Origin of the sequence: Saccharothrix ecbatanensis (assembly GCF_014205015.1) — a bacterium.
In the GTDB taxonomy this organism is placed as follows: domain Bacteria; phylum Actinomycetota; class Actinomycetes; order Mycobacteriales; family Pseudonocardiaceae; genus Actinosynnema; species Actinosynnema ecbatanense.
The window spans coordinates 6,657,734-6,683,238 of record NZ_JACHMO010000001.1 but is presented as its reverse complement, the minus strand read 5'-3'; the positions used below and the strand labels follow the sequence as shown (position 1 = coordinate 6,683,238).

The following is a 25,505-nucleotide window of genomic DNA, read 5'->3' as shown; positions in this document are numbered from 1 at the left end:
TCAGGCTCTCCTCGTCACCAGGGGTGGTTCTCGTCGTCCTCGTCGTCACCGGCGTGCGTTCTGCGCACCGGCCGCGACGGCATCTGCATCTGGGGTGCGGGCCGAGGCGCGGCGGGGACCGGTTCGGGCTCGACGTCATCAGGTTCGACGTAGTCCGGCACGTCGTCCCGCGGCTCGTCGTCGTCCGGGATGGCGTCGCTCACCATCCGCATGGCCTCGGTGCCCTCGCCGATCGGTTCGAACGCGGCCATCACCTTCTGCGCGGCCTGCTTCTGCGCGACCTTGGCCGTCTGCATGATCAGGGCGGTGAGGCGGGCGGAGCCGAGTTCGGTGGCGCGGTGGCCGAGCTGGATGTTCAGCAGGCCGCCGTTGGGGCCGACCGTGATGGTCACGGCGCCGTCCGGGCTGGCGACCGTGGCCTGCGAGTTCTCGACGTTCTCCTGGAGGTCCGCCGACTTCCGCTGGAGATCGGCCAGCTTGGCCTCGAAGTTGTCGAGCCACTGCTGGGGGTCCAAGGTCAACCTCCTGGGGTGGAAAGCGGTGCACCCTGAGTCGACCCGAGACCGCCAACGCCGCCCCAACGCCCCACCAACGGGTGAGCCTGCGGTGTCCCGAACCCCCGTCCGCCCGCCGCCCGATCGGCCCGGCTGCCGGCCGTGGACCAGCGGTGATCGACCAAAGCGGCAGTCCGACGCCGTAGTGGGTGAACTACGCCGAGTGGCGGGCCGTGGTGTTCCCACCAACGATTAGGTCACGGCGGACCGGTGCGTGCGCGGGTGTCATTACTACGGGGTACGGTTCGCCACTCGGAAGCCCCGACGGCCTCGCCGTCGGCATTTGTCTGCTCCTAGACGAGCAGGGAGGGAGACGAGCCGTGCGTCGTCGAATGCGTGGCCTCGCGGTGGCCGCGATCGCGCTGACCAGCGTTCTGTCGATGGCCGCCTGCGCCAAGGACACTGGCGGAACCCAGGGGTCCGGGTCGACCAACACCGCCGAGGGCTGCAAGCTGGCTGACAAGCCGCCGGCAGCCGCCGCGACCTCCAGCAAGGCCGCCTCGGACGAGAAGGTCGACGGCAGCGCCCTGAAGGTGGGCCTGGCTTACGACATCGGCGGTCGGGGCGACGCGTCGTTCAACGACTCCGCCGCGGCCGGCCTGGACAAGGCCAAGGCAGACCTGGGCATCAAGCCGGAGAACGTCAAGGAGCTGACCGCCGCGCCGAACGAGCCGGAGGACGCCAAGCTCACCCGGCTCCGCCAGCTCGCGAGCGAGGGCTTCAGCCCGATCATCGGTGTCGGCTTCGCCTACGCCGAGTCGCTGGCCGTCGTCGCGCCCGAGTTCCCGAACATCAAGTTCGCGATCGTGGACGGTGCGGTCGAGGGCGCGGCGAACGTGACTCCGCTGCTGTTCGCCGAGGAGCAGGGCTCCTTCCTGGCGGGCGTCATCGCCGCCTACCAGTCCAAGAAGTGCCACGTCGGCTTCGTCGGCGGTGTCGAGATCCCGCTGATCCAGAAGTTCGACGCCGGCTACGAGCAGGGCGCCAAGGCCGCCGCGCCGGACATCAAGATCGAGAAGAAGTACCTGACCCCGGCGGGCGACTTCACCGGCTTCCAGGACCCGACCAAGGGTGGCGAGGCCGCGACCGGTCAGATCGAGTCCGGCGCCGACGTGCTCTACCACGCTGCCGGCGCGTCCGGCAAGGGCGTGTTCTCGGCCGCGAAGACGGCCGGCGTCAAGGCGATCGGCGTCGACTCCGACCAGTACAACCAGAAGACGGTCGAGGAGTCGAAGGACGTCATCGTGTCGTCCATGCTCAAGCGGGTCGACGTCGCGGTGTTCGAGCTCATCCGCGCGGTCGCCAAGAACGACCTGGCGAGCCTGCCGAAGGTGTTCGACCTGTCCGTCGACGGTGTCGGCTACGCCACCTCCGGCGGCAAGATCGACGACAACCTGAAGGGCGTCCTCGAGGGCTACAAGGCCCAGATCATCGAGGGCAAGATCAAGGTCAAGTCCGCGCCGTAGTCCCATCCGGCCTCCGGCGCACTGGGCCCTGCGAGCAACCCTCGCGGGGCCCAGTGCGTGGTCAGCCCCGGCGCAGCCGCAGATCAGGCAGCCGTAGATCAGACGGAGCTTTCATGAGCAGTCCCACCCCTGCCGTCGTCCTGTCGGGCATCACCAAGCGCTTCCCCGGTGTCGTCGCAAACAGCGACGTCCACCTCAGCGTCCAGGTCGGCGAAGTGCACGCGCTGTGCGGTGAGAACGGCGCCGGCAAGTCCACCCTGATGAAGATCCTGTACGGGATGCAGCAGCCCGACGAGGGCACCATCGAAGTGGCGGGCGAGCAGGTCCGGTTCCGCACCCCCGCCGACGCGATCAAGGCCGGCATCGGCATGGTGCACCAGCACTTCATGCTCGCCGACAACCTGACCGTGCAGGAGAACGTCGTGCTCGGCGCGGAGTCGCTGCACGGCATCGGCGGCAAGGCGCGCAAGCGCATCCAGGAGTTGGCGGCGGCCACCGGCCTGACCGTCGACCCCGGTGTCCTGGTCGAGCGCCTCGGCGTGGCCGACCGGCAGCGGGTCGAGATCCTGAAGGTGCTGTACCGCGGCGCCAAGGTGATCATCCTGGACGAGCCGACCGCGGTGCTCGTGCCGCAGGAGGTGGACGAGCTGTTCGCCACCCTGCGCGGCATGCAGCAACAGGGCTTCACGTTCCTGTTCATCTCGCACAAGCTCGACGAGGTGCGCGCGATCGCCGACTCCGTCACGGTCATCCGCCGCGGCACCACGGTCGGCACCGCGGACCCGAAGACGGTCAGCTCCCGCCAGTTGGCCGAGATGATGGTCGGCAGCGAGCTGCCCAGCCCGGAGACCCGCGAGTCCACGGTCACCGACCGCGTCGTGCTGCGGGTGGAGAACCTGGGCCTGGTCGCGGCCGAGGGCACCCGGCCGGTGCTGGACAACATCGACCTGGTGGTGCGCGCGGGCGAGATCCTCGGCATCGCGGGCGTCGAGGGCAACGGCCAGACCGAGCTGGTCGAGACGATCATGGGCATGCGCAAGGCCCACCACGGCCGCGTGCTGGTCGGCGACCGCGACGTGACCCGGCTGGGCACGCTGGCACGGCGTGAAGCGGGCATCGGCTACATCCCCGAGGACCGGCACCGCCAAGGCCTGCTGCTCACGCAGCCGCTGTGGGCGAACCGCATCCTCGGCCACCAGACCCGCCGTCCCGTCTCGAAGGGCCAGTGGCTGGACCTCGCGGGCGCGAAGCAGGACACGGCGCGCATCGTCGAGGACTTCGACGTGCGCACGCCGAGCATCGACGTCGCCGCCGTCGCGCTGTCCGGCGGCAACCAGCAGAAGCTCGTGGTGGGCCGTGAGCTGTCCGGTGACCCGGTGCTGCTCATCGCGTCCCACCCGACCCGCGGTGTCGACGTCGGCGCGCAGGCCCTGATCTGGGACGAGATCAAGAACGCCCGCGCGCGCGGCCTGGCCGTGCTGCTGATCTCGGCGGACCTGGACGAGCTGATCGGCCTGTCCGACACCATCCGGGTGATGCTGCGCGGTCGCCTGGTCGCGGACGCCGACCCGGCCACGGTCACCCCGGAAGACCTCGGCAGTGCGATGACCGGCGCGGGCGCCACGAGCACCGCCGTCGCCGAGCACGCCACTGGCGCCGAGAAGGCGTCGGAATCGGAAGGCGAGTAATGGGAATGTTGCGCGGCAAGCTCTTGCCGCCCGTGCTGGCGATCCTGTTCTCCGCCCTGCTGTGCGGAATCGCGCTGATGGTGTCCGGCGCGAACCCGCTGCGGGCGTTCGGGGTGATGCTGGGCCAGATCGGTCAGGGCACCACCGCCGTCGACATCATCAACAGCACCGGCACTTACTACATCGCGGCGCTCGCGGTGGCGATCGGGTTCCAGATGAACCTGTTCAACATCGGTGTCGAGGGCCAGTACCGGGTCGCCGCGGTCGTCGCGGCCGTGGTCGGCGGCTCGATCGTGCTGCCGCCCGGACTGCACGCCCTGGTGATCATCCTGACGGCCGCCGTCGCCGGCGCGCTGTGGGCAGCGGTCCCGGCGATCCTCAAGGTCACGCGCGGCGTCAACGAGGTCATCTCGACCATCATGATGAACGGGCTGGCGCTCGGCCTGGCCGCGTACCTGATCGGCTCGGACGTGTTCGGCGAGTTGCGCGGCAACAACATCCGCACGCCGGAGATCCCGCACAGCGGCTGGGTGCCCGGCATCTCGTTCGGCTCGTCCGGCACGGTGTTCGGCCTGGTGTTCCTGGCCGCGCTGCTCGGCATCGGCTACTGGGTGATGATGAACCGCACCCGGTTCGGCTTCGAACTGCGGGCGTCGGGCGAGTCGTCCACGGCCGCTGCCGCCGGTGGCGTGAACGCCAAGAAGATGATCCTGATCGCGATGCTGCTGTCCGGCGCGATCGCGGGTCTGGTGTCGATGCCCGAGATCCTGGGCCGCGACCACACGTACAACCTGAACTTCCCGGCCGGGATCGGGTTCTCCGGTATCGCGATCGCGTTGCTGGGGCGCAACCACCCGGGCGGTATCGCGTTCGGTGCTTTGCTGTGGGCGTTCCTGGACAAGTCCGGCCTCGCGCTGGACAACGTGGGCGTGCCCAGGGAGATCGTGACGATCATGCAGGGGGCGATCGTGCTGTCGGTCGTCGTCGCGTACGAGGTGGTCCGCCGGTTCGAACTGGCCGCTCAGCAGCGACAGGTCGGTCGGCAGCTCGGGACGGTGGATGCGGCATGAGTGCTTCGTTGATGAATCCGGCCGAGGCTCCGCTGGCCGTTCCGCCGCCTCGTCGTGCACGTCGGATCCCGGGCTGGGCCATCGGCGCGCTGGGCGTGGCGGGCGCGGTCGTGCTGCTGTCCACCACGTCGTACCTGACCGGTGTGCCGCAGTTGACGTCAACCGGCACCATCCAGACCGCGGTGCGGCTGGCGTTGCCGATCCTCCTGGCGGCCCTCGGCGGCCTCTGGGCGGAACGCGCGGGCGTGGTGAACATCGGCCTCGAAGGCATGATGATCATGGGCACGTGGGGCGCGGCGTGGGCCGGGTACCAGTGGGGTCCGTGGGCGGCGTTGGTATCGGCCGCCGTGTTCGGTGCGCTGGGCGGGTTGCTGCACGCGATCGCGACCGTGACGTTCGGCGTGAACCACATCGTGTCCGGTGTGGCGATCAACCTGCTCGGGGCGGGGTTGACCAAGTACCTGTCCACGCTGATCTTCTTCCCGCTGTCGCACAACCCGCGCGAGTCGCCGTCCGTGCCGAAGTTCGACACGTACTCGGCGTCCGGGCTGTCGGACTGGCTCGGGACCTTGGAGGCGCAGCAGCGGGTCGGGCTGTCGGACGTCGCGGGCATCCTGCGCGGGCTGATCACCGGTGTGTCGCCGTTGACGATGCTGGCGATCCTGCTGGTGGTCGGCAGCTACCTGGTGCTGTGGCGGACCCGGTTCGGGTTGAGGCTGCGGTCGTGCGGTGAGAACCCGGTGGCGGCGGAGTCGTTGGGCGTCAACGTCTACCGGTACAAGTACCTCGCGGTGATCGCCTCGGGCGCGTTGGCCGGTATCGGTGGCGCGGCGCTCGTGCTCAACCCCGGTCAGCCCGGGTACCTCGAAGGCCAGACGAACGGCCGCGGGTTCATCGGCCTGGCCGCGATGATCTTCGGCAACTGGCGGCCCGGTGGGCTGCTCGGCGGCGCGGCCCTGTTCGGCTACGCCGACGGTCTTCAACTCCGCTCCGGTGGCAAGACGTTCCTGGCGCTGATTTACGGCGCGGTGCTGCTGCTGGTGGTCATCGTGATCTGGCAGCTGGTTCGCCGCCGGTGGTTCGCCGCCGCATTCGGTATCCTGGCAGCAGGTCTTCTGTATGCAATCTACTACTCGGTGGACGAAGTGCCGAGCGAGCTGACGACCTACGCGCCGCACCTGGTGACGTTGATCGTGCTGGCGGTCGCGTCCCAACGATTGCGCATGCCCGCCGCCGACGGGGTGGTGTACCGCCGTGGTTGACATCGACTGGGATTCGCTGCGGGCGCGTGCCATCGAGGCCGCCCAGTCCGCTTACTGCCCGTACAGCGGGTTGCAGGTCGGTGCGGCGGCGGTGTGCTCGGACGGGCGGATCGTCGTCGGCTGCAACGTCGAGAACGCCGCCTACGGCGTGGGCCTGTGCGCCGAGTGCACGTTGGCGGGTCAGTTCTTCCTGACCGGCGGCGGCAAGCTGGTGGCCCTGGCGTGCCGCAGCGGCGCCGGTGACCTGCTCATGCCGTGCGGCCGGTGCCGTCAGGTGATCTACGAGCTGGGCGGCGGCACGTGCCTGATCGACACGCCGTCCGGTGTGCTGCCGATGACCTCGGTGCTGCCCGACGCATTCGGCCCGGAGGACCTCCCATGACGACCCACACCGCTGTGGACGTGATCCGGGCCAAGCGTGACGGGGCCCGGTTGACCGATGCCCAGATCGACTGGGTGGTCGACGCCTACACCCGCGGGGCGGTGGCCGACGAGCAGATGTCGGCGCTGGCCATGGCGATCTTCCTGAACGGGATGGACGCCGCCGAGACCGCCCAGTGGACGCGCGCGATGGTGGACTCGGGCGAAAAGCTGTCGCTGGACGTCGGACGTCCCACCGTGGACAAGCACTCGACGGGCGGCGTAGGCGACAAGATCACCCTGCCGCTGGCCCCCTTGGTAGCCGCTTGCGGCGCGGCCGTGCCGCAGTTGTCCGGGCGCGGTCTCGGGCACACCGGCGGGACGCTGGACAAGCTGGAGTCCATCCCCGGTTGGCGGGCGCAGTTGTCGGTGGACGAGGTGATGTCGCAGCTCAGGTCCGTAGGGGCCGTGATCTGCGCAGCCACGTCAGGTCTCGCGCCCGCGGACAAGAAGCTGTACGCACTGCGCGACGTGACGGCAACCGTAGAGGCGATTCCGCTGATCGCGTCGTCGATCATGTCGAAGAAGATCGCCGAAGGTGCGGAAGCGCTGGTGCTGGACGTCAAGGTCGGCTCCGGCGCGTTCATGAAGTCCCTGGACCAGGCACGCGCGCTCGCGTCGGCCCTGGTCTCCATCGGCGTCGACCACGGCCTCAAGATCAGCGCACTCTTGACCGACATGTCCGTCCCGTTGGGGCGAGCGGTCGGAAACTCGGTAGAGGTGACAGAGTCCGTCGAGGTCCTGCGCGGCGGCGGCCCGGCGGACATCATCGAGCTGACCGTGGCCCTGGCAAAGGAAATGCTCTCCCGCGCAGGCATTTCGGCGGACCCGGCAGCAGTCCTGGCGTCCGGTGAGGCCTACGAGACGTGGGCCCGCATGATCCGCGCACAAGGCGGCGACCCGGACGCCCCTCTCCCTGTGGGACAACACAAGCACGTAGTCACCGCTACTTCAGACGGCTACCTGACCAAGTTGGACGCCTACGCGGTAGGCGTGGCCGCATGGCGCCTGGGCGCAGGCCGTGCCCGCAAGGAAGACCCGGTCCAGCCGGGAGCCGGAATCCTGTGCCTGGCCAAGCCAGGCGACAAGGTGACCAAGGACCAACCACTGCTGGAGCTCTACACCGAAACCCCGGACGCCATCCCCGCCGCCCTCGAATCCCTGACCGGCGGCCACGAAATCGGCGAAACCCCACCCACCCGCACCCCCCTGGTAATCGACACCATCCGCGGCTGACCCTGGTGCCGGCCGGCCTCTGACTACCCGCCGGCCAGGCCGCTGTCGGGCGAGCGGCCAGTGGTTCGCGGCGCGGGTCGACTGGGAAGGGCTGAGAGCAGCTCACGATGGAAAAGGCCCGGCCCGCGGAAAGCGGGCCGGGCCTTCATCGCCAGTGACCAGCGATCAGGCGCCTTCGGCGGTCAGATCGTCGTCGTCCACGTTCCGGTTGTCGCTGGGCTTGGGCCCGTTCTTCCGCGTCCGCCGCTGCGGCCGGGGCAGGGCGGTGGGGGGCGGGGGTGGCGTGGGGGATCCGCCACCGAGGATCAGCTCGGCGAAGGTCGCCATCGCCTCGTCCAACTGCCCGCCGATGCGCTGCTCCGACTCCTGGTTGCTCTTGCGCACCAGCCCGGTCAACGACTCCGTGTCCGGCCGCGTGGACAGGGTGCCCTCGACCTTGGCGATCCCCTGCTCCACCACACCGGACAGCTCGCCGAGCCGCGCCGCGAAGTCGTCCTCGACCGAGTCGAGACGCGTCGTCATCGTGTCGAGCCGTGACGTGACCTGCTCCAAGCGCTGCGCCAGCGCCTCCAGCCGGTCCGTCGCGTCGACCTGGTCACGGGTCTCGTCCAGCGCCGCGTGCAGCGCCTCACGGGCCTCGTCCAGCTTGCCGTTCATCGTCGTCCGAGTGTCCGCCAACGACGCCGTGAGCGAGTCACGGGTCTCGGTCAGCGTCGCCTGCAACCCGTCCCGCGTGGTGTCGATCTGACCGCGCGTCTCGTCCAGCTTGCCGTGCAGGGTGGTGCTCGACTCCGTCACCGAACGCTGCAACGCCTCACGCGTGCCGTCCAAGTGCTCGTGAACGCCCTCGTCCACCTCGTCCAGACGCCCGCGCAGCGCGGCTTCCAGCGCCTCGATGCGCTCGCGCAGCGGCCCGGTCACCGCCGCCGGCACCTGCTCGACCTTGCCGTCCTGCTTGTCCAGGTGCCCGTCGAGGTCGTCGAGGCGCTTGTGGATGTGGGAGAGCTTGTCCTCCAGCCCGTCCATCCGCCCGGCGACACCCTCGAACCGGCCCGCCACCCCGTCGAGCCGACCGTCGAGCTGCGCGAACGGCTTGGCCAGCTTGTCGACCAGGCCTTCGACGGCCCGCCCGATGCCCTGGACCGCGTTGTCCTGCGCCTCCAGCCTGGCCAGCGCCTCGTCCAGGCGCTCGGCCAGCACGCTGACCTCGTTCCGGTCGGGCAGCTCGGACAGGCGCTTGCGAACGGAACCCAGCGATTCGAGCGGGGACATCCTCGCGTGGATCTCGTCCAGTGCGTCGAAGATCTGCTGCTGTTCGCTCTCACGAATCTCCGCGGCGCGCGTGAGCATGTTGCGCATCCGATCGAAGGACATCGTGGAGTTGTTGTTCTCGTTCACGGCTCGGGTGCCTTCGTCCAGGGGAGGGGAGACCTCCGGGAGCCTAGCCAGGTTGGGGTGGTGCGCAGTAGCGCCCCCCGTCAGGGGCCGCCCGTACCGGCCTTGCGTGTAGTCCGTTCGAGTGACAACGAGCGGTTGTACCTCAAGGTAACGGGACGAGGGCTCGTGAGCGCGCCGCGTGAGCATCCGCCGTGCGAGTGACTAAAGCCGTGGTGGCGGTAGCGGAAAGTTCTCCATCACGGATCCACAACGGTGACAAGGCAGCCATGCGAGTGGTTCTTCACACATCGCGTCACTCAGGGCTGATCATACCCTGACAAGATCATTCCACCGCGGACCGACACGGCGTGTCACCGGTATACGGTGACGCCCATGTCGACCCCGCTTACCCAGGAGGCCCTCCGCAGCGCGCCGAAGGTGCTGCTGCACGACCACCTCGACGGTGGCCTCCGCCCCCAGACGGTGATCGAACTCGCCGAAGCCTGCGGCCACCAGGGCCTGCCCACCACCGACCCGGTGGCACTGGGCGCCTGGTTCCGAGACAACGCCAACTCGGGCTCGCTGGTCCGCTACCTCGAAGGCTTCGCGCACACCTGCGGCGTCATGCAGGACGAGGCCGCGCTGGTCCGCGTCGCCTCCGAAGCCGTGCAGGACCTCGCCGACGACGGCGTCGTCTACGCCGAGATCCGCTACGCCCCGGAGCTGTTCACCGAGAAGGGCCTGAGCCTCGAGCAGGCCGTGGAGGCCGTGCAGGAGGGCTTCCGCCTCGGCGAGGCCGCGTCCGGCGGTCGGATCAAGGTCGGCACGCTGCTGTGCGCGATGCGCCAGAACGACGGCTGGCAGCGCATCGCCGACCTGGTGGTCCGCTACCGGGACGCGGGCGTGGTCGGCTTCGACATCGCGGGCCCCGAGATCGGGTTCCCGCCCAGCAAGGAGCTGTCCGCGTTCGAGTACCTGCGGCAGCAGAACGCGCACTTCACCATCCACGCCGCCGAGGCGTCGGGCGCCGAGTCGGCCTGGGAGGCCGTGCAGCTCGCGGGCGCGGAACGGCTCGGCCACGGCGTGCGGCTGGCCGAGGACATCAAGGGCGACGAGGTCGGCCACCTCGCCGCCTACGTGCGGGACCGCCGCATCGCGCTGGAGATGTGCCCGACGTCGAACGTGCACACCGGCGCGGTGCGGTCGCTGTCCGAGCACCCGATCAAGCGGATGGCGGACCTGGGCTTCCGGGTCACCGTGAACACCGACAACCGGCTGATGAGCCAGGTGTCGATGACGAGCGAGTTCGCCACCGTGGTCGAGCACTTCGGGTTCGGCTGGGAAGACCTGTGCAAGGTCACCGTCAACGCCGCCAAGGGCGCGTTCATCACGCACGACGAGCGCCGCGCCCTGATCCAGGACGTCATCGAGCCCGCGTACGCCGCTCTCAAGACGCAGTAGAACCCTCTCAAGAAGCAGTAAAACCCGAGTCACCGGGCCACAAAACTAAAGGTCGCGGGCCCCATCGGAGCCCGCGACCTTTATTGCGTAACGCCTACCTGACGGCTAGTGCACCTTGAGCCGGTCCTCGAACGACGCCACCAGGTTCCGCCACGCCACCTGCTCGTCGTCGAACGGAGCGCTGGGCGCCAACCGGGTGGGGTCGGGCTTGAGCACGTACGACACCAGCCACCCCAGCCGCTCGGACTGGTTCAGCGCCACCTTCACGGTGTCGTCGTTCGCCCACTCGCCCGTGTCCTCGAGCAGTTCCACCACGAGGTCGAGCTGCGTCGCGTCGATGCCGTCCGGACCGTCGGCGATGTCCTCGTCCAGGCCGGTGAGCACGTAGACGTTGTCCGGGTCGACCTCGACCTCCAGGTCGCCGCCGGTCGCCTTGGTCACCAGCTCACCCCAGGTCGACACCTCGGCCAGGTCGTTGTCGTCGGCCTCGACGATGAACCGGGCCAACGCGCGCGGCGAGCCGAACACGTCGATCTTGCCCTTGCGACCGAGGAACACCGGCTGGTCGTCCAGGTAGCAGCGCAGCGTGTAGTACTCGCCCGCGCTGGTGATGATCTTGATCGGGTCGATGCCGACCTCGGCCCAGAACCCGACCGGCTCGCCGTCCTCGTCCTCGTCGCCCTCCGACTCGGACTTGGCGACCGCCGCCGCGGCGTTGGCCTCCTCGAAGGCGGCCAACTCCTCCTGGGCGGCCTTCAGCTCGGTCTCGTCGACGTCGGGCGTGTTCACGACCTCGTCGATCGCGTCCAGCACCTCGTCCCACTTCTCGGAGACGACCTCGGCGATCTCGGTCCACAGCGCCTGACCCTCGCGGCCGGTGAACGGCAGCGTGCCCTGCGGCAGCAGCGAGAAGCCCTCCGCCGAGTCCAGGATCTCGTGCACCTTCTCCAGGTCGCACACGTCGGCCAGCGACCGCACGATCGAGACCACGTCGGCCAGCTCGCCGATGACCCAGGTGTCGGGCTCCTCGGCGACCAGCTCCGGCACGCCGACCAGGTCGAACTGGTGGTTGTCGTCCGGCGACAGCTCGCCGACCGACAGCGCCGGCACCACGTGCCACGCCGGGTGGTCGGTCAGGTCGTGCTCTTCGGCCTTGCGCACGAACGCCGCGAGGTGCGCGGCATCCGGAAAGGCGTACAGGTCCTCCTCGTGGCCGAGGAATGCCTCCCACTCCTCGCCCTCTTCCCGCCAGCGCGGAGCCCATAGGGTGACAACATCACCCTGAGTGAGCCCCAGCTCGATCGGGACGATGTCCTGTGCCATCCGACCTCCCGGTCACGCCATGCCCCTTTGCGATGCGGGGGCAAGAGTACGGGGTCGATCACGCACTACTGCCGTTGACCACGGAAAGGGTCGGCGAAGTAGTCGTCATCGTCCGTTTCCGCGGGCTCCGGACGGGCCGCGGGCCGACTCTGCCGCTGCCCGGCCCACGGTGGCGCGGGCGGGCCGGGCGTCCTCGATTGTCCTCCGGGCCGGCCCTGTTCACCACGTCCGGCCTGGTCACCGGCCGGCTGCCCACCTGGAACCGCGACCGGAGCCGCGACCGGAACCGCTGTCTTGAGAGGCGGCGGGCCGGCGAAGGCCTCCACCGCCATGGCCATGCTGTCGCCCAACGACTTGGCCAGCTCGTTGTAGCTCTTCTGCACGGCCGCGTCGGTCGCCAGCCGGGCCGTCTCCACGACCAGCCTGCCCACCGCGTCCGGCCCCTGGGCCAACGCGTTCGGGTGCAGGTCGAGCGCCCTCAACTCACCCGTCGCGGTCGCCGTGGCGCGGGCCAGGCCGGTCGGGTGCTCGGCCGAGCCCGTCGTGCGGGCCAGCACCTCGGTCAGACCCTCGGCCGCCGCGAGTCGTTGCTCCTGCGTCACCGCGAACCCCTCAGGTACGAGCCGTCGAAATCGTCGTCGTCCGGACCGCGTTCGAAGCCGATCTCGGCCAACGCCCGCACCGCCGCCGGATCCGCCACCCGTTCCAACGTCCGGTGCATCCGGGTGGTGGCGTCCCGGGACGCCCGCGCGGACACGCGCAGGATCTCGTCCGCCAACGCCCGTGGCCCCATGTTCAACGCTCCGGGCGCGATCCGCACGTCCTGCGGCGGGCCGCCGGGCACCGCCACGACGGTGACCGCGCCGTCCGGTGACGACGCCCGGCCGAGCACCGGCCCGGTGCGCGCCACGTGCTCGGCGACCTGCCGCTCGGTGTCCGCGACCCGCCGGGCCGCCCGCTCCGTCTCGTCCACGTCCTCAGCCCGTCGGTCGGTAGAAGCCCATGAAGCCCATGCCGCTGTTGCTCGTGCGGATCGCGCCCACCTGCACCGGGTCGCCCGCCTCCACCATCTGCCCGTTGCCGATCACCATCGCCACGTGCCCGTCCCACACCACCAGGTCACCCGGCAGCAGCTGGTCCGGCGGCACGGACGCGCCCATCGCCTGCGACGAAGCCGGCCGCGGGATGTCGAACCCCGCGCCCCCGTACGCCCACTGGGTCAGGCCGCTGCAATCGGTGCCCTGCGGCGGGTTCGCGCCACCCCACACGTACGGGGTTCCCAAGGCGGACAACGCGTTGCGCACGGCCCGTGCGGCGGTCTCGTTGGGCGCCTCGGCGGAGCTGCCGTCCGGCAGGTTCACGCCGACGCCGGTGCCGGGCTGTGGCGGGATGGCCACCGGCAGGCGCGGCCCTGTAGCACCGCCGCCGGCTCCACCTCCACCACCGCCGCCTCCACCACTACCGCCGCCTCCGGTGTCGCTACCGCCGCTGCCACCGGTCGAAGAGGACTGACGTCCGCCGTCGTCACCGCTCGCCGACGACGTCGACGTGGTGCCGCCGCTCTCCGCGCCGATCGGATCGCCGAGCCCGGCGAAGTTCGGATGCGCCAAGCCCTGCAACTGCGTGACGACGTTCGTCAGCTCAGTGCGAACCTTCTCCAGCTCCTGAGCCGTCTTGCCCTCGTAGTCACGGGCCTTGGCGGTCACCTCCGCCGCCACCGCGAGGACCGCGCCGATCCCGCCGAACACGCCCGCCGCCACGGCCGCCGCCAACCGGGGCCACGCCCAGCCGGTGAACTCGTCGATCAAGCCCTGGATCGCGGTCTTGCCGGACGTCACCGCGGTCACGGCCGTCGTCGCGGCCTGCTGGGTGGTCGTCGCGTTGCGCGCCAACGTGCCCACGTCGCCGGAGAAAGCCGACACGCGGGCCTGGAACGCGTTCGCCTTCTCGCCGTACCAGTCGGCCATCGCGGAGTTCGCCGCGCCCGTGTGCCTGCCGTCGATCTCGGTCAACGCCGAGGACGCCCGACCGAACGCGTCCGCCGCGCTCGTCGCGCCGCCCGTGTCGCCGTCGAGCTTGGCCAGGTGGTCCTTCATCGGCTGGACCAGGGCCGCCAGGAAGCCTCCGACGTCCACGTCAGACCTGGGCCGCGCGGTTGATGTCGGCGCTGTTCCGCGCCTCCTGCTCCCCGTACGCCTCGCCGGTCTGCCGCACGGCGGTGGCGAACGCGGACAACCCGGCCGACGCGGCGGCCACACCGTCCACTTGGGCCTGTGCCGCGCGCTGGAACGCCGCGCCCAACCCGACCTCGTCGCCGATCTTGCCGAAACTGCCCGCGGCCAACGACGTCGTGCCCGCCAACGTGGACGTGCCGATCGCGCCGACCTCGCTCGCCAGACCCGCGGCCGTGCCGCCGTATGTCGACAGCGCCGCGGTGTCGACGCCGAAACCCCGTTCCACCTTCGTCCCCCTTTGGGTGCCGTGCGACCGCGATCCTGCCCGATCGGGACCCGGGTTGTGCGGCGTTCGGCGAGATCCTGCCCCGATGGGCGGTACCACCGGCGGTGTCGCTACCTGATCATGTGTGCGTGGGTGTTTTGCGCCATTGGGAACGGATCGTGGCGTGGCTCGACCACCACGCCCCCTCGACCGTGTCGGCGTTCGTGCCCCCGGAGGACGACGCCGCGGTCGAGGCGCTGGCGCTTGCGAGCGGACTGGCGCCGCCGGACGACCTGCGTTCGTGGTGGGCGGTGTGCGGCGGCACCGCGAATCTGGCGTTCGCCGAGGTGCTGCCGCCGTTCTACACGCCGCTCGGCCCGTCCAACGCGCTGCGGTCGTGGCGGCTGAAGGAGCGGTTCTGGCCGGTGGACCTCGACTCGGAGGCCGGCACGCCGACGTTGGGCTTTCACCCGATGTGGTTGCCGATCGCGTTCGACGGGTGCGGTGACGCGTTGGCGGTCGACCTGCGGCCGGGTGTGCTGTGCGGGTGCGTGGTCGAGTGGGACCGGCAGGCGGGCGAGATGCTGAAGCCGGAGTGGACCAGCCTGGACGAGATGCTGGACGAGGTGGCGACCGCGCTGGAGCACTGGGGCCGGCTCGGCCACTGCGAGCCGTTGGTCACCACGGACGGCCGGCTCGGCTGGCGCACCGACTGACTGGAGATCACTCCAGCAGGTGAACCTTGATGTCTCGGCGTGCCGGAGCCGGGGAGTTGACGTTGGCTGCTGGCGGGTTTGTCGATCCTTACCCGGGAGCCGGACATGCAGATCAGCCGCGTCGGAGCCGTAGGTCTCGCAGCGGGTGTCGCCGTCCTCGCGATCGGGTGGGCGAGCCCCGGTCAGTCCGCGGCCAGGCTCCAGGCGGTGGCGAACCCGTTGCGGCCGGTCGCGCCGGGCGATGTGTACGCGGACCCGAGCCACGGGTTCCTCGTGCTGGTCGAAGGCGACGCCGGGTTGTACGAGAACGAGACCGAGGGTCCGATGGCGATCGGCGGCGACGTCAGGTTCCGCCAGTACAACGCGGGACCCAACAACCCTGGGACCTACGTCCTGGCCGGTGACACCCAGCCGACGAGCCTGGTGATCGGCGGCGCGCCGGACTTCGCCGGGAGCACGGGAACGCTGAGCGTGCTCAACAACTCCTACGCCAAGATCGGTGATCTGAGCGCGGCGGACGTGCTGCCGTCCGGCGGCGTGACGTGGGTCGTGCCCGACGGGGCCGGCGCGGGGAACACGCCCGGCATCTCGATCCAGACCTCGCAGCCGGCAGAGTCGGTCGGCGGGCCGAGCGGGTTCGACTTCGCGTCGCTGTTCTCGACGTACCGGGGGCTCAACGCGGAGATGTTCGCGTGCCCGTCGACCGTCACGTTGACGGACCAGAACGGGCAAGGTCCGTGGAACGGCACCGATCCGAACGCGACCCTCGGCCTCCAGCCGGGCCAGAACGTGCTGACCCTGACCCCCGCCCAGATCAGCGCACTGGACAACATCAACCCGCGCAACGGTTACCTGCAGCCCGGCGCCGAGGCGTGGTTGATCATCAACGTCGACGTGGCCGGCGACTACACCTTCGACCCGCCGAACCCGAGCTGGCAGGGCGCCGAGGCGTCGCGGCACGTGCTGTGGAACTTCACCACGTCGGGGACCATCACGCTGCCGCCGAACTCGCCCACGGTGTGGGGCACGATCTACGCGCCGAACGCGACCCTGGTGGACCTCAGCCCGTCCAACATCGAGGGTGCTGTGGTGGTCCGGTCGTTGGTGCACGGCGGTGCGACGGAAGGCAGCGGCGGCGAGATCCACAACGCGCCGTTCGACAACATCGTCACCACCTGCGGCACCAGCCCCACGACGACGACCACCCCGACCACCACGACCACCACCGCACCGACCACCACAACAACTGCGCCGACCACGACCACCACGGCACCCACCACCACAACAACTCAGCCGACGACCACTACGACGGCGCCGACGACAACCACCACCACCACCACGACCGCGCCGACCACCACCACCACCACGGCCCCGACCACGACAACCACCACCGGCGCGACGACAACCACCACTGGTCCGACCACGACTGGCCCGACCACGACCTCCAGCGGGTCGACCACGACGGCCCCCACCACGACCACGACCGGACCCACCGTGTCGACCACCGTGTCCACCACTGGATCCACCACCGCGTCGACCACCGCGTCGACCACGACGGCCGGTTCCAGCATCGGGACCACCACCACCCACCCGGCGGCCGTTCAACCCGGCGGCGATGACGACCAACTCGCCGCCACCGGCACCTCCGTCCGCGGCCTGCTGACGTTGGGCGGACTGCTCGTCCTGTCCGGCGGGATCGCCCTCGCCCTCACCAGGCTCCGCGACCGCCGCAGCTGACCCATTCCGCCACGATCTCCGGTAGAATGGGTTACCGCAGCTCAGAGCACTCGCTGGAGGTGGCATGGCGGACGTCCACGACGTGGCCGCAGCCGTACTCGACGCCACCGGCCCCGAGTCGCCGATGAAGCTCCAGAAGCTCCTCTACTACACCCAGGCGTGGCACCTGGCCAAGTACGACGAGCCGCTGTTCACCGCACGCATCGAAGCCTGGCGTCGAGGTCCGGTGGTGCCCGACGTCTACTTCCGGCACCAGGGCCAGTCCGAGGTCTGCGCCTGGGAAGAGGGCGATCCGGGCAGCCTGACCGAACGTGAACGGTCGGTCGTGCGGTCGGTGGTCGAGCGGTACGGGCACTTCAGCCGGCACGAGTTGAGCGACATGGCGCATGCCGAGGAGCCGTGGCGGGCGGCGCGGGATGGCCTGCCGCCGTCCGAACCGAGCAGCACGCCGTTGTCCCACGAGGTGATGGCGCGGTATTTCCGCAGGCTGACCAGCACCCCCGAGGAAGCGATCGCCGTGGCCGTTGGCAGCGCCCGGTTGGAAGGGCTGGAAGTCCCGGACGACCTGGTGGCGACCCTGCGCGCGGTTGCGGCCGGTGAGTTGACCATGGACGAGGCGATCGCCAGGGAGATCGAGGCGCTGCGCCGGTCGTGACCTTCGAGGACCCTTATCTGGACCCGGTGTCCGGAGTGCTGCGCAATGCCTTCGGGTTGACGAACAAGGAAGAGTGCGACCGCGCCGAGATGCGGCTGAGCACCATGCGCGTCGATGAACTGACGATGGCGCCCTTGCCCGGCCCTTACGACCTGGCTCATCTCCAGGCGTTCCACCGCCGCATCTTCGGGGATTTCTACCCGTGGGCTGGCGAGGTCCGGCGGGTCGACATTGCCAAAGGGTCGATGTTCGCGGCCTGGCGGCAGGTCGAAGCCTATGCGCAGTGGGTATTCGACGAGTTGAAGAAGGATGACTACCTCCGCGACCTCGAGCGGCATCGGTTCCTCGACCGATTCACGTATTACTACGCGGAGGTCAACGCCCTGCACCCGTTCAGGGAGGGTAACGGGCGCACGCAGCGCGCGTTTTTCCAGCAGTTGGCCCGGGAAGCCGGGTGGCAGGTGGCCGTCCACACGCTGGAACGCGGGGCGTTCAACGAGGCGTGCCGGCTGAGCATGATCACGTCGGCGGACCTGTTACGCGAGCTGTTCGACGGCGTGACGACCCCCGCCTAGCCTGTGTGACACACGTCACTCTGATCTGAGAACCGATTCCCTCGGGCGGCCGTCTTGCCGGATGTGAACGAGGAGCAGTTGGTCCGCGCGGTGGCCCGTGGCGACCGTGCTGCGTTCGAAGAGCTCTACCGGCGCACGTCGCCGTGGCTTGCGGTGCGGTTGCGCCGCCGCTGCGCCGACGAGCAGATCGTCGCCGAGGTCATGCAGGAGACGTACCTGGCGGTGTGGCGGGCGGCGGGGTCGTTCGCGGGCGCGGCGGTCGACGGCACGGCGGTCGGCTGGCTGTGGACGATCGCGGCCCGCCGGCTGGTCGACGCGTTCCGCCGCCGCGCGCACCAGGCCCGGCCGGTGCCGGTGGCCGAGACCGCGCCCGCCGCCGAGGACGAGGTGCTGGCGGGGGCGTTGAGCGACGACGTCGGCGGCGCGCTGCGCGACTTGGCGCCGGAGCTGCGGCAGGTGCTCCAGGCGATGGTGCTGGACGGGTTGAGCGTGCGGGAGACCGCGGTGCTGCTCGGACTGCCGGAGGGCACCGTCAAGACCCGCGCCCGGCGGGCTCGGATCGCGATGCGGGAGGCACTGTCATGAGCGAGCACGCGTCCGCCGAGTTGATCGCCCGTTACGCGTCGGGCGACGAGCTGCCCGCTGACCGGCTGTGGGCGGTCGAAGCGCACCTGGAGACCTGCGAGCTGTGCCGGCTGCGACTGGCCGACGTGGCTCCACCGCAGGTCACGGCGTTGACGGCAGCCGTGTGGGCGGGGTTGGAGCCGACCGGAACACCGGTGCGCGGACGTGGTCGGTTCGCGCGGTGGGCGACGCCGGCGTTCCTGCCGTGGCTGGCCATGACCGCGTTCGTGGTGTTGGCGGCCCTGTCGGTGGACGGGCTGCTCGAGTCGAGGTCGGTGTCGTCCGCCGTGTTGCTGGTCGCGCCGATCGTGCCGGTGCTGGGCGTGGCCGCGGCCTGGTCGCGGGCCATGGACCCGGCCTACGAGCTGGTCGTGTCGACCGCGCGGGCCGGTCTGCGACTCGTGCTGCGCCGGACGGTCGCGGTGCTGGTGGCGGTGCTGCCCGCGTTGCTGGTGGGTGGCTGGCTGACCGGCGCGTCACCCGCGTACTGGCTGCTGCCGTGCCTGGGCGTCACGTCCGTGACGCTCGCGCTCGGCGGCGTGATCGGGATTCGCCGGGCCGCCGTCGCCACCGCCGCCACGTGGGCGGTGCTGGTGATCGGTCCGGCAGTGGTGCTCGGCGGTGTGCCCGGCGTGCTCGCGCCCGGTGCGTCGCCCGCGTGGGCGGCGGTGCTCGTCGGGGGCGCCGCCGCCGTGTTCTTCAGGTCCGCGGCCTACGCGCGACTGTGACGGAGGTAGGGGACGTGGCACGTGCGGTGAACGCGGCGGAAGTCGCGCCGACGAAGTACGCCTGGCAGGTCAAGGCGGAGGGCCTGCGCGTGCGTGCGGGCCGGACGATGGCGGTGGACGGGCTCGACCTGCGGCTGGGCCGGGGTGTGCACGGGCTGCTCGGCCCGAACGGCGCGGGCAAGACCACGCTGATCCGGTCGTTGGCGACGGTGCTGCGGCCCGTGTCCGGGACGTTGGAGGTGCTCGGCTCGCCGGTGTCCGGACAGGTCGACCTGCGCGGACTGCGCCGGGCGCTCGGGTACCTGCCGCAGGACTTCGGCTACTACAAGCGGTTCACCGTGCGGGAGTTCGTCGAGTACATGGCGTGGCTCAAGGAGGTGCCCAAGCGGGACATCCCCGGCGCGGTGCAGCGTGCCGTCGAACGGGTCGGGCTGGCCGACCGCGCGGACGACCGGATGAAGACGCTGTCCGGCGGCATGGTGCGGCGGGCCGGTATCGCGCAGGCCATCGTGAACGACCCCGAGGTGCTGCTGCTGGACGAGCCGACCGCCGGGCTCGACCCCGGTCAACGGGTCCGGTTCCGGGAGTTGTTGCAGGAGTTGGGTTCCGACTCGTGCGTGGTCGTGTCGACGCACCTGGTCGAGGACGTCGCGGCGGCCTGCACGGACGTGGTGCTGGTCAACGCCGGACGGCTCGTGTTCCAGGGCACGCCGGACGACCTGGCCGCCGCCGGTGGGCCGGACGACGTCGGCGACAGCCCGCTGGAACGCGGGTACTCGGCCCTGCTCGGTGAGGCTGGTGGCTGGTGAGGATTCTCGGGATCGAGCTGAAGCGGACCACCGCGCTGGTGGTCGGCGTGCTGATCGTGCTGCTCACGGTGGGCATGCTGAGCTGGGGGCCGTCGACGAAGGTCAGCACGGCGTGGACGCGGCAGTGGACGACGATGGCCGAGTGGATCCGGTTCATGCTGCTGTTCTCGTGGCCGCTGACGCTCGGCGCGGGCGCGTTGCAGGGGTTGCGGGACCGGCGGTCCGGGGTGGACGAGCTGTTCGCGTCCACGCCACGACCACGCGCGCAACGGGTGGGGTGGACGCTCGGCGCGTTGGCGTTCGGGGTGGTCGCGGGGTACGCGGTGGTGTTCGCGGTCGGCGCGGTGCAGGTGTCGTCGGCGACGGACTACTTCCACTGGGGCTGGCTGCCGGTCCTCCTGGTGGGTGCGTTGTCGTTGGTCGCTGCGGCCTGGTTGGGCGTGGGGCTCGGCCGGCTCGTGCCGTCGCCGTTGGTGCCGCCCGTGGTGGCGGCCGCCGGGGTGGCCCTGATGACGCTGGGGTTGGGGCGGACGGAGGACGGTTTCCCCTTGACCGTGCTGCTGCCTTCGGTGCCGTTGCCGACGACGGTCTACGCGACGGTGGCGGGTTCGGTGAGCGCGTCGGAGGCGGTGTGGTTCACGGGGGTGGCGCTGGCCGGGTTCCTGCTGGCGGCGTTGCGGCGACGGCGGCGGTGGGCGGTGCTGCCGTTGCTGGTGGCGGGCGCCGTCGTGGTGCCGCTGATGCCGGCCACGCCGGAGGAGGCCAGGGCGGCTGATCCGGTGGCCGCGGAGCTGGTGTGCGCGGAACAGCTGTGCCTGACCCGGGCGCACGAGCGGGAACGGGCGGCGTTGGCCGGGCCGGCGCGGGAGGCGTTGCGGTTGCTGGCGAAGCTGCCTTCGCCGCCGACGTCGGTGCGGGAAGTGGTGGTGACGAAGACGGACGTGGTGCAGCTGGAAGGGCGCGGACCGGAGCCCACGGACGCCGTGTGGGTGGACTTGGACGAGTTCACGTACTTCCGCAAGACGCCGCCGACGTCCGAGCAGGTGACGACGTACATGCTCGCCGGCGCGGGCGTGCGGACGTGCTACGGCGACTACATCCCGGAGTCCGTGGCACGTGAGGTGGCCGCGCGCACCGTGATGGCGGCGTGGCTGACCGGTCGCCTGGAGCCGCTGCCGCGGTACCGGGCCTGGTTGGGAGGGGAGATCGACGCGCTGGCCAGCCAGGCCTGGACGGCCCTGCGGGCCCTGCCCGAGGCCGAACAAACGGCCCGCGTCCAAGCCGCGCGCGAGGTCCAAGCAGCGTGCAGCGGCGACGCCCTGACCACCCTAACCGCGTGAGTCCTACGTTCAGAACGCGTGAGTCCTACGTTCGGAACACCCGAATTCAACGCTCAGAACGGAGTGCGGCGTGACCCGGTGGTTGCTGCTCTACGCGCGTTCCCGGCAGGTTCCGGTGGCGGCGGCCGTCGTGCTGGTGGTGGTGGCCGGGTTCGCCGCCCTCGCCCCGGCCTACGGCGGCCCGCGGTTCGCCGCCTTCGCCGCGGCCGTCGGAGTCGCGGCCCTGGCCACCGGCCTCGCCGGGCACGACCGGGCGCTCGACCGCACGGCCGCGTTCGGCTGGCCACCGCGCCGGGCCGCACACCTGCTGTTCGGCTGCACGTTCATCGCCGCACTGCTGCTCGCCGTCGACGTGATAACCGACCCGATCGCACCGGACGCGTTCGTGCTCCGGAACGTCGTCGGTCTCGGCGGCCTGGCCGCACTGGGCGCGCTGCTCCTCGGCTCACAGGCCGCGTGGGCGTTGCCGATCGGCTGGACCGGCGTGACGCTCGTGGTCCCACCCGGCGACGACCACTGGCTCAGCCGCCTGCTGAGCTGGCCGGTGCAACCCGTCGACACCACCTCGGCCACCATCACCGCGATCGTGCTGGGCTGCACCGGCCTGCTCGGCTACAGCTTGTTCGGCTGCCGCCGTTAACTGCCGCCGTTAACTGCCGCCGCTAGCCGACGGCTACACGCCCATCGGGTGCCAGACCGTCTTGATCTCCAGGAACGACCGCAGCCGCGCCAAGTCCGGCTCACGGGTGAAGTCCTCCGAAGGCCGCGACCGCAGCACCCGCTTCACCGTCCCGGCCGCCGACCGCTCCAGGTCGGCCCGCGTCGACTCCGGCGCACCGGTCAAGTCCAACGCGTTCACGTCCGCGTGCGAAGCCAGCCAAGGCGCGATCTCCGCCGTACGCCCGGTCAGCACGTTCACCACACCACCCGGCAGGTCGGACGTGGCCAGCACCTCCGACAACGTCACCGCGGGCAACGGCCGGTCCTGCGAGCTGACGACCACCGCCGTGTTCCCGGTCGCGATCACCGGCGCCACCACGCTGATCAGCCCCAGCAGCGACGACTGCTGCGGCGCCAGCACGGCCACCACACCCGTCGGCTCCGGCATCGAGAACGAGAAGTACGGCCCCGCCACCGGGTTCGTCCCGCCCAGCACGGTGGCCACCTTGTCGGTCCACCCCGCGTACCAGACCCACCGGTCGATCGCCGTGTCCACCAACGACTGCGCCTTCTTCACCGCGACGCCCTCGCACGCGGCCACGTCGGCGACGAACTGCTCCCGGCGACCCTCCAGCACCTCGGCCACCCGGTACAGCACCTGACCGCGGTTGTACGCCGTCGCGCCGGACCAGCCCGGGAACGCCTTGCGCGCCGCCGTGACCGCGTCCCGCGCGTCCTTGCGCGACCCCTGCGCCGCGTTGGCCAGGAACGCGCCCTTCGCGTCGACCACCGGGTACGACCGGCCGGACTCGGACCGCGGGAACGCGCCCCCGATGTACAGCTTGTACGTCTTCGCGACCGCGATCCGGTTCTCGGTCTTGCCGAGCGAAATCCGATCAGACATCGAGGTACGCCTCCAGCCCGGTGCGACCGCCCTCGCGGCCGAAGCCCGACTCCTGGTAGCCGCCGAACGGGGCGGTCGGGTCGAAGCGGTTGAACGTGTTGGCCCACACCACGCCGGCGCGCATCTTCTGCGCCGCCCACAGGATGCGCGACCCCTTCTCGGTCCAGATGCCGGCGGACAGCCCGTACGGCGTGTTGTTCGCCTTGGCCACCGCCTCGTCCGGCGTGCGGAACGTGAGCACCGACAGCACCGGCCCGAAGATCTCCTCACGGGCGATCCGCATCGCCTGCGACACGTTGGAGAACACCGTCGGCGCGAAGTAGAAACCCTTGTCCGGCAACGGGCACGCGGACGTCCAGCGCTCGGCGCCCTCGGCGTCACCGGTCTCGACCAGCTGCTGGATCTTGGTGAGCTGCTCGCGCGAGTTGATCGCGCCGACGTCCGTGTTCTTGTCCAACGGGTCGCCGACGCGCAGCGTGGAGATGCGCACGCGCAGCTTCTCCAGCAGTTCCTCGGCCACCGACTCCTGCACCAGCAGACGTGAACCGGCGCAGCACACGTGACCCTGGTTGAAGAAGATGCCGTTGACGATGCCCTCGACCGCCTGGTCCAGCGGCGCGTCGTCGAACACGATGTTCGCCGCCTTGCCGCCCAGTTCCAGGGTCAGCTTGCGACCGGTGCCCGCGAGCTGCCGCTGGATCAGCTTGCCGACCTCGGTGGACCCGGTGAACGCGACCTTGTCGATGTCCGGGTGCGAGGTGACCGCGGCGCCGACGTCACCCGCTCCGGGGAGGATGTTCACCACACCGGGTGGCAGATCGGCCTGCTGGATGATCTCCGCCAGCACCAGCGCGGTCAGCGGCGTCGTCTCGGCGGGCTTGAGCACCACCGTGTTGCCGCACGCCAGCGCGGGCGCGATCTTCCACGCCGCCATCAGCAGCGGGAAGTTCCACGGGATCACCTGACCGGCGACACCCAGCGGCTTCGGGTCCGGGCCGTAGCCCGCGTAACCGAGCTTGTCCGCCCAACCCGCGTGGTAGAAGAAGTGCGCGGCGGCCGTGGGCACGTCCACGTCCCGCGATTCCTTGATCGGCTTGCCGTTGTCCAGGCTTTCGAGGACGGCGAGTTCACGTCCGCGCTCCTGGATCAGCCGGGCGATCCGGAAGATGTACTTGGCGCGCTCGGAGCCGGGCATCTTGCCCCACACCCGGTCGTAGGCGCGGCGGGCCGCCTTCACGGCCTTGTCCACGTCTGCCGGCGCGGCCGTGCTGACCTCGGCCAGCACCTCTTCCGTGCCGGGGTTGACGGTCTTCAGCGGCTCACCGGCGCCCTCGACGAACTCGCCGTCGACGAACATCCGGTAGTTCGGCTTGAGGTTCGCGATGTCCCGCGATTCTGGCGCGGGCGCGTATTCCCACATGGTCAGTCCACCGTCACGTAATCGGGGCCGCTGTAGTGGCCCTCCAACTGGGTGCGCCGCTGCATCAGCAGGTCGTTGAGCAGCGTGGAGGCGCCGAAGCGGAACAGGTCTGCGGTCAGCCACTCCGGCCCCGCGACCTCGTGCACCGCGACCAGGTACTTGATCGCGTCCTTGGTCGTGCGGATGCCACCGGCCGGCTTCACGCCTCTGCGTTCGCCCGTCTGGGTGTGCCAGTCGCGGACGGCTTGCAGCATCACGTGCGTGACGGGGAGTGTCGCGGCGGGGGACACCTTGCCGGTGGAGGTCTTGATGAAGTCGCCGCCGGCGAGCAGGCCGAGCCAGGAGGCGCGGCGCACGTTGTCGTAGGTGGCGAGTTCGCCGGTCTCCAGGATGACCTTGAGGTGCGCGTCCCGGCAGGCGTGCTTGACCTGCACGATCTCGTCGAACACCTGGCCGAAGCGGCCGGACAGGAACGCGCCGCGGTCGATCACCATGTCGATCTCGGTGGCGCCCGCGTCGACGGCGTAGGCCGTGTCCTCCAGCTTCACCTTCAGACTCGACCGGCCGGACGGGAACGCGGTGGCGACGCTCGCGATGTTGATGCCCGTGCCGTTCAGTTCCTTGACGGCGGTCTCGACCATGTCGGGGTAGACGCAGAGGGCGGCGACCTGCGGCACGTCCGGGCGTTCCGGGTCGGGTCGGCGGGCCTTGGCGGCGAGCGACCGGACCTTGCCGTGGGTGTCGGCGCCTTCGAGCGTGGTCAGGTCGACCATGCTGATGGCGGTGTCGATGGCCCACATCTTGCCGGCCTTCTTGATGCTGCGGGTGCCCAGACCTGCCGCGCGCTGTTCGACGCCGACCTGGTCCACACCGGGCAGTCCGTGCAGGAACCGGCGCAGCGACGCGTCGTCGCGGACGGCGTCCGCGAGCGCCGGGGGCAGCGACGGCGATGTCGATGGAGCAGCCATGCCGCCGAGTCTAGGCGGAATGGGACGGCCGTCCTAAGTGAGTGACTTCGGCCTGGTCAGCAGTGCTACGGAT

Annotated in this window: 26 protein-coding genes; 16 read left to right on the top strand and 10 right to left on the bottom strand. The window is 70.3% G+C overall.

Annotation, left to right across the window (positions count from 1 at the left end):
* Nucleotides 1–14 precede the first annotated feature (14 nt).
* A complete protein-coding gene (locus F4560_RS28640) occupies nt 15–515 on the bottom strand; it encodes a YbaB/EbfC family nucleoid-associated protein (protein WP_184925121.1) in 501 nt (166 codons plus the stop codon).
* Between the two features lie 371 nt (nt 516–886).
* On the opposite strand from F4560_RS28640, the gene F4560_RS28635 reads away from it, so the two are divergent.
* The 6 genes from F4560_RS28635 to F4560_RS28610 all read left to right on the top strand — a co-directional run bounded on the left by F4560_RS28635 (nt 887) and on the right by F4560_RS28610 (nt 7,696).
* A complete protein-coding gene (locus tag F4560_RS28635; RefSeq protein ID WP_184929450.1) occupies nt 887–2,020 on the top strand; it encodes a BMP family lipoprotein in 1,134 nt (377 codons plus the stop codon).
* A gap of 113 nt (nt 2,021–2,133) precedes the next feature.
* Nucleotides 2,134–3,708, top strand: a complete 1,575-nt coding sequence (locus F4560_RS28630) for an ABC transporter ATP-binding protein (RefSeq protein WP_184925118.1) — start codon at nt 2,134–2,136, stop codon at nt 3,706–3,708.
* Nucleotides 3,708–4,778 (top strand): ABC transporter permease, encoded by a 1,071-nt coding sequence (locus tag F4560_RS28625; RefSeq protein ID WP_184925115.1) that lies wholly within the window; start codon nt 3,708–3,710, stop codon nt 4,776–4,778. The genes F4560_RS28630 and F4560_RS28625 overlap by 1 nt, the downstream gene beginning before the upstream one ends.
* On the top strand, nt 4,775–6,040 hold the full coding sequence (locus tag F4560_RS28620; RefSeq protein WP_184925112.1) for an ABC transporter permease: 1,266 nt from the start codon (nt 4,775–4,777) through the stop codon (nt 6,038–6,040). The genes F4560_RS28625 and F4560_RS28620 overlap by 4 nt, the downstream gene beginning before the upstream one ends.
* Nucleotides 6,033–6,422 carry a cytidine deaminase gene (locus tag F4560_RS28615; RefSeq protein WP_184925109.1) on the top strand — a complete coding sequence of 130 codons (390 nt, stop codon included), beginning with the start codon at nt 6,033–6,035 and terminating at the stop codon, nt 6,420–6,422. Before F4560_RS28620 ends, F4560_RS28615 begins: the two co-directional genes overlap by 8 nt.
* Complete coding sequence (locus F4560_RS28610) at nt 6,419–7,696, top strand: thymidine phosphorylase (RefSeq protein WP_184925107.1); 1,278 nt, start codon at nt 6,419–6,421, stop codon at nt 7,694–7,696. The genes F4560_RS28615 and F4560_RS28610 overlap by 4 nt, the downstream gene beginning before the upstream one ends.
* 165 nt (nt 7,697–7,861) lie before the next feature.
* Here F4560_RS28610 and F4560_RS28605 read toward each other — a convergent pair whose 3' ends face one another.
* Nucleotides 7,862–9,070, bottom strand: coding sequence for a coiled-coil domain-containing protein (locus tag F4560_RS28605; RefSeq protein ID WP_221483677.1), 1,209 nt, complete (start codon nt 9,068–9,070; stop codon nt 7,862–7,864).
* Nucleotides 9,071–9,466: 396 nt separating this feature from the next.
* Between F4560_RS28605 and F4560_RS28600 the strand changes: the two genes are divergently transcribed.
* On the top strand, nt 9,467–10,534 hold the full coding sequence (locus tag F4560_RS28600; protein ID WP_184925101.1) for an adenosine deaminase: 1,068 nt from the start codon (nt 9,467–9,469) through the stop codon (nt 10,532–10,534).
* 105 nt (nt 10,535–10,639) lie between these two features.
* On the opposite strand, the gene F4560_RS28595 is transcribed toward F4560_RS28600, so the two are convergent.
* The 5 genes from F4560_RS28595 to F4560_RS28575 all read right to left on the bottom strand — a co-directional run bounded on the left by F4560_RS28595 (nt 10,640) and on the right by F4560_RS28575 (nt 14,317).
* Complete coding sequence (locus F4560_RS28595; RefSeq protein ID WP_184925099.1) at nt 10,640–11,857, bottom strand: SatS C-terminal domain-containing protein; 1,218 nt, start codon at nt 11,855–11,857, stop codon at nt 10,640–10,642.
* A 65-nt stretch (nt 11,858–11,922) separates the two neighbouring features.
* Complete coding sequence (locus tag F4560_RS28590) at nt 11,923–12,459, bottom strand: YbaB/EbfC family nucleoid-associated protein (RefSeq protein ID WP_184925096.1); 537 nt, start codon at nt 12,457–12,459, stop codon at nt 11,923–11,925.
* Nucleotides 12,456–12,830: a YbaB/EbfC family nucleoid-associated protein gene (locus F4560_RS28585; protein WP_184925093.1), complete on the bottom strand. Its 375-nt coding sequence runs from the start codon at nt 12,828–12,830 to the stop codon at nt 12,456–12,458. The genes F4560_RS28590 and F4560_RS28585 overlap by 4 nt, the downstream gene beginning before the upstream one ends.
* Before the next feature lie 4 nt (nt 12,831–12,834).
* Nucleotides 12,835–13,992 carry a C40 family peptidase gene (locus F4560_RS28580; protein ID WP_184925090.1) on the bottom strand — a complete coding sequence of 386 codons (1,158 nt, stop codon included), beginning with the start codon at nt 13,990–13,992 and terminating at the stop codon, nt 12,835–12,837.
* A 1-nt stretch (nt 13,993) separates the two neighbouring features.
* Nucleotides 13,994–14,317 (bottom strand): hypothetical protein, encoded by a 324-nt coding sequence (locus F4560_RS28575; RefSeq protein WP_184925088.1) that lies wholly within the window; start codon nt 14,315–14,317, stop codon nt 13,994–13,996.
* Between the two features lie 128 nt (nt 14,318–14,445).
* Between F4560_RS28575 and F4560_RS28570 the strand changes: the two genes are divergently transcribed.
* The 9 genes from F4560_RS28570 to F4560_RS28530 all read left to right on the top strand — a co-directional run bounded on the left by F4560_RS28570 (nt 14,446) and on the right by F4560_RS28530 (nt 22,120).
* The gene (locus F4560_RS28570; protein ID WP_184925086.1) at nt 14,446–15,012 is read left to right on the top strand and encodes an SMI1/KNR4 family protein; all 567 of its coding nucleotides are present in this window, start codon (nt 14,446–14,448) and stop codon (nt 15,010–15,012) included.
* 105 nt (nt 15,013–15,117) lie between these two features.
* Nucleotides 15,118–16,749 carry a choice-of-anchor A family protein gene (locus F4560_RS28565; RefSeq protein ID WP_184925084.1) on the top strand — a complete coding sequence of 544 codons (1,632 nt, stop codon included), beginning with the start codon at nt 15,118–15,120 and terminating at the stop codon, nt 16,747–16,749.
* 64 nt (nt 16,750–16,813) lie between these two features.
* Entirely contained in the window at nt 16,814–17,404 is a 591-nt protein-coding gene (locus F4560_RS28560) for a type II toxin-antitoxin system antitoxin SocA domain-containing protein (protein WP_184925082.1), read from the top strand.
* Entirely contained in the window at nt 17,401–17,979 is a 579-nt protein-coding gene (locus F4560_RS28555) for a Fic/DOC family protein (protein WP_184925080.1), read from the top strand. Before F4560_RS28560 ends, F4560_RS28555 begins: the two co-directional genes overlap by 4 nt.
* 63 nt (nt 17,980–18,042) lie before the next feature.
* A complete protein-coding gene (locus F4560_RS28550) occupies nt 18,043–18,564 on the top strand; it encodes an RNA polymerase sigma factor (protein ID WP_184925076.1) in 522 nt (173 codons plus the stop codon).
* Nucleotides 18,561–19,331, top strand: coding sequence for a zf-HC2 domain-containing protein (locus tag F4560_RS28545; protein WP_184925074.1), 771 nt, complete (start codon nt 18,561–18,563; stop codon nt 19,329–19,331). Before F4560_RS28550 ends, F4560_RS28545 begins: the two co-directional genes overlap by 4 nt.
* Before the next feature lie 14 nt (nt 19,332–19,345).
* Complete coding sequence (locus tag F4560_RS28540) at nt 19,346–20,140, top strand: ABC transporter ATP-binding protein (RefSeq protein WP_184925072.1); 795 nt, start codon at nt 19,346–19,348, stop codon at nt 20,138–20,140.
* Entirely contained in the window at nt 20,137–21,480 is a 1,344-nt protein-coding gene (locus F4560_RS28535; RefSeq protein WP_184925070.1) for a hypothetical protein, read from the top strand. The genes F4560_RS28540 and F4560_RS28535 overlap by 4 nt, the downstream gene beginning before the upstream one ends.
* 70 nt (nt 21,481–21,550) lie before the next feature.
* Nucleotides 21,551–22,120, top strand: a complete 570-nt coding sequence (locus F4560_RS28530) for a hypothetical protein (protein WP_184925067.1) — start codon at nt 21,551–21,553, stop codon at nt 22,118–22,120.
* 33 nt (nt 22,121–22,153) lie between these two features.
* Here the strand turns inward: F4560_RS28530 and F4560_RS28525 are convergent, their stop codons facing one another.
* The 3 genes from F4560_RS28525 to deoC are packed head-to-tail and all read right to left on the bottom strand — an operon-like array spanning nt 22,154 to nt 25,432.
* Entirely contained in the window at nt 22,154–23,044 is an 891-nt protein-coding gene (locus tag F4560_RS28525; RefSeq protein WP_184925064.1) for an aldehyde dehydrogenase family protein, read from the bottom strand.
* A complete protein-coding gene (locus F4560_RS28520; protein WP_184929449.1) occupies nt 23,037–24,470 on the bottom strand; it encodes an aldehyde dehydrogenase family protein in 1,434 nt (477 codons plus the stop codon). The genes F4560_RS28525 and F4560_RS28520 overlap by 8 nt, the downstream gene beginning before the upstream one ends.
* A complete protein-coding gene (gene deoC, locus F4560_RS28515) occupies nt 24,467–25,432 on the bottom strand; it encodes a deoxyribose-phosphate aldolase (RefSeq protein ID WP_184925061.1) in 966 nt (321 codons plus the stop codon). Before deoC ends, F4560_RS28520 begins: the two co-directional genes overlap by 4 nt.
* Nucleotides 25,433–25,505 lie beyond the last annotated feature (73 nt).

Coding starts and splice junctions, on each gene's coding strand:
- F4560_RS28560 (WP_184925082.1), top strand. CDS start 16,814: ATGGCGGACGTCCACGACGTGGCCGCAGCCGTACTCGACGCCACCGGC.
- F4560_RS28595 (WP_184925099.1), bottom strand. CDS start 11,857: ATGGCACAGGACATCGTCCCGATCGAGCTGGGGCTCACTCAGGGTGAT.
- deoC (WP_184925061.1), bottom strand. CDS start 25,432: ATGGCTGCTCCATCGACATCGCCGTCGCTGCCCCCGGCGCTCGCGGAC.
- F4560_RS28600 (WP_184925101.1), top strand. CDS start 9,467: ATGTCGACCCCGCTTACCCAGGAGGCCCTCCGCAGCGCGCCGAAGGTG.
- F4560_RS28620 (WP_184925112.1), top strand. CDS start 4,775: ATGAGTGCTTCGTTGATGAATCCGGCCGAGGCTCCGCTGGCCGTTCCG.
- F4560_RS28605 (WP_221483677.1), bottom strand. CDS start 9,070: ATGTCCTTCGATCGGATGCGCAACATGCTCACGCGCGCCGCGGAGATT.
- F4560_RS28630 (WP_184925118.1), top strand. CDS start 2,134: ATGAGCAGTCCCACCCCTGCCGTCGTCCTGTCGGGCATCACCAAGCGC.
- F4560_RS28545 (WP_184925074.1), top strand. CDS start 18,561: ATGAGCGAGCACGCGTCCGCCGAGTTGATCGCCCGTTACGCGTCGGGC.
- F4560_RS28610 (WP_184925107.1), top strand. CDS start 6,419: ATGACGACCCACACCGCTGTGGACGTGATCCGGGCCAAGCGTGACGGG.
- F4560_RS28625 (WP_184925115.1), top strand. CDS start 3,708: ATGGGAATGTTGCGCGGCAAGCTCTTGCCGCCCGTGCTGGCGATCCTG.
- F4560_RS28525 (WP_184925064.1), bottom strand. CDS start 23,044: ATGTCTGATCGGATTTCGCTCGGCAAGACCGAGAACCGGATCGCGGTC.
- F4560_RS28635 (WP_184929450.1), top strand. CDS start 887: ATGCGTGGCCTCGCGGTGGCCGCGATCGCGCTGACCAGCGTTCTGTCG.
- F4560_RS28565 (WP_184925084.1), top strand. CDS start 15,118: ATGCAGATCAGCCGCGTCGGAGCCGTAGGTCTCGCAGCGGGTGTCGCC.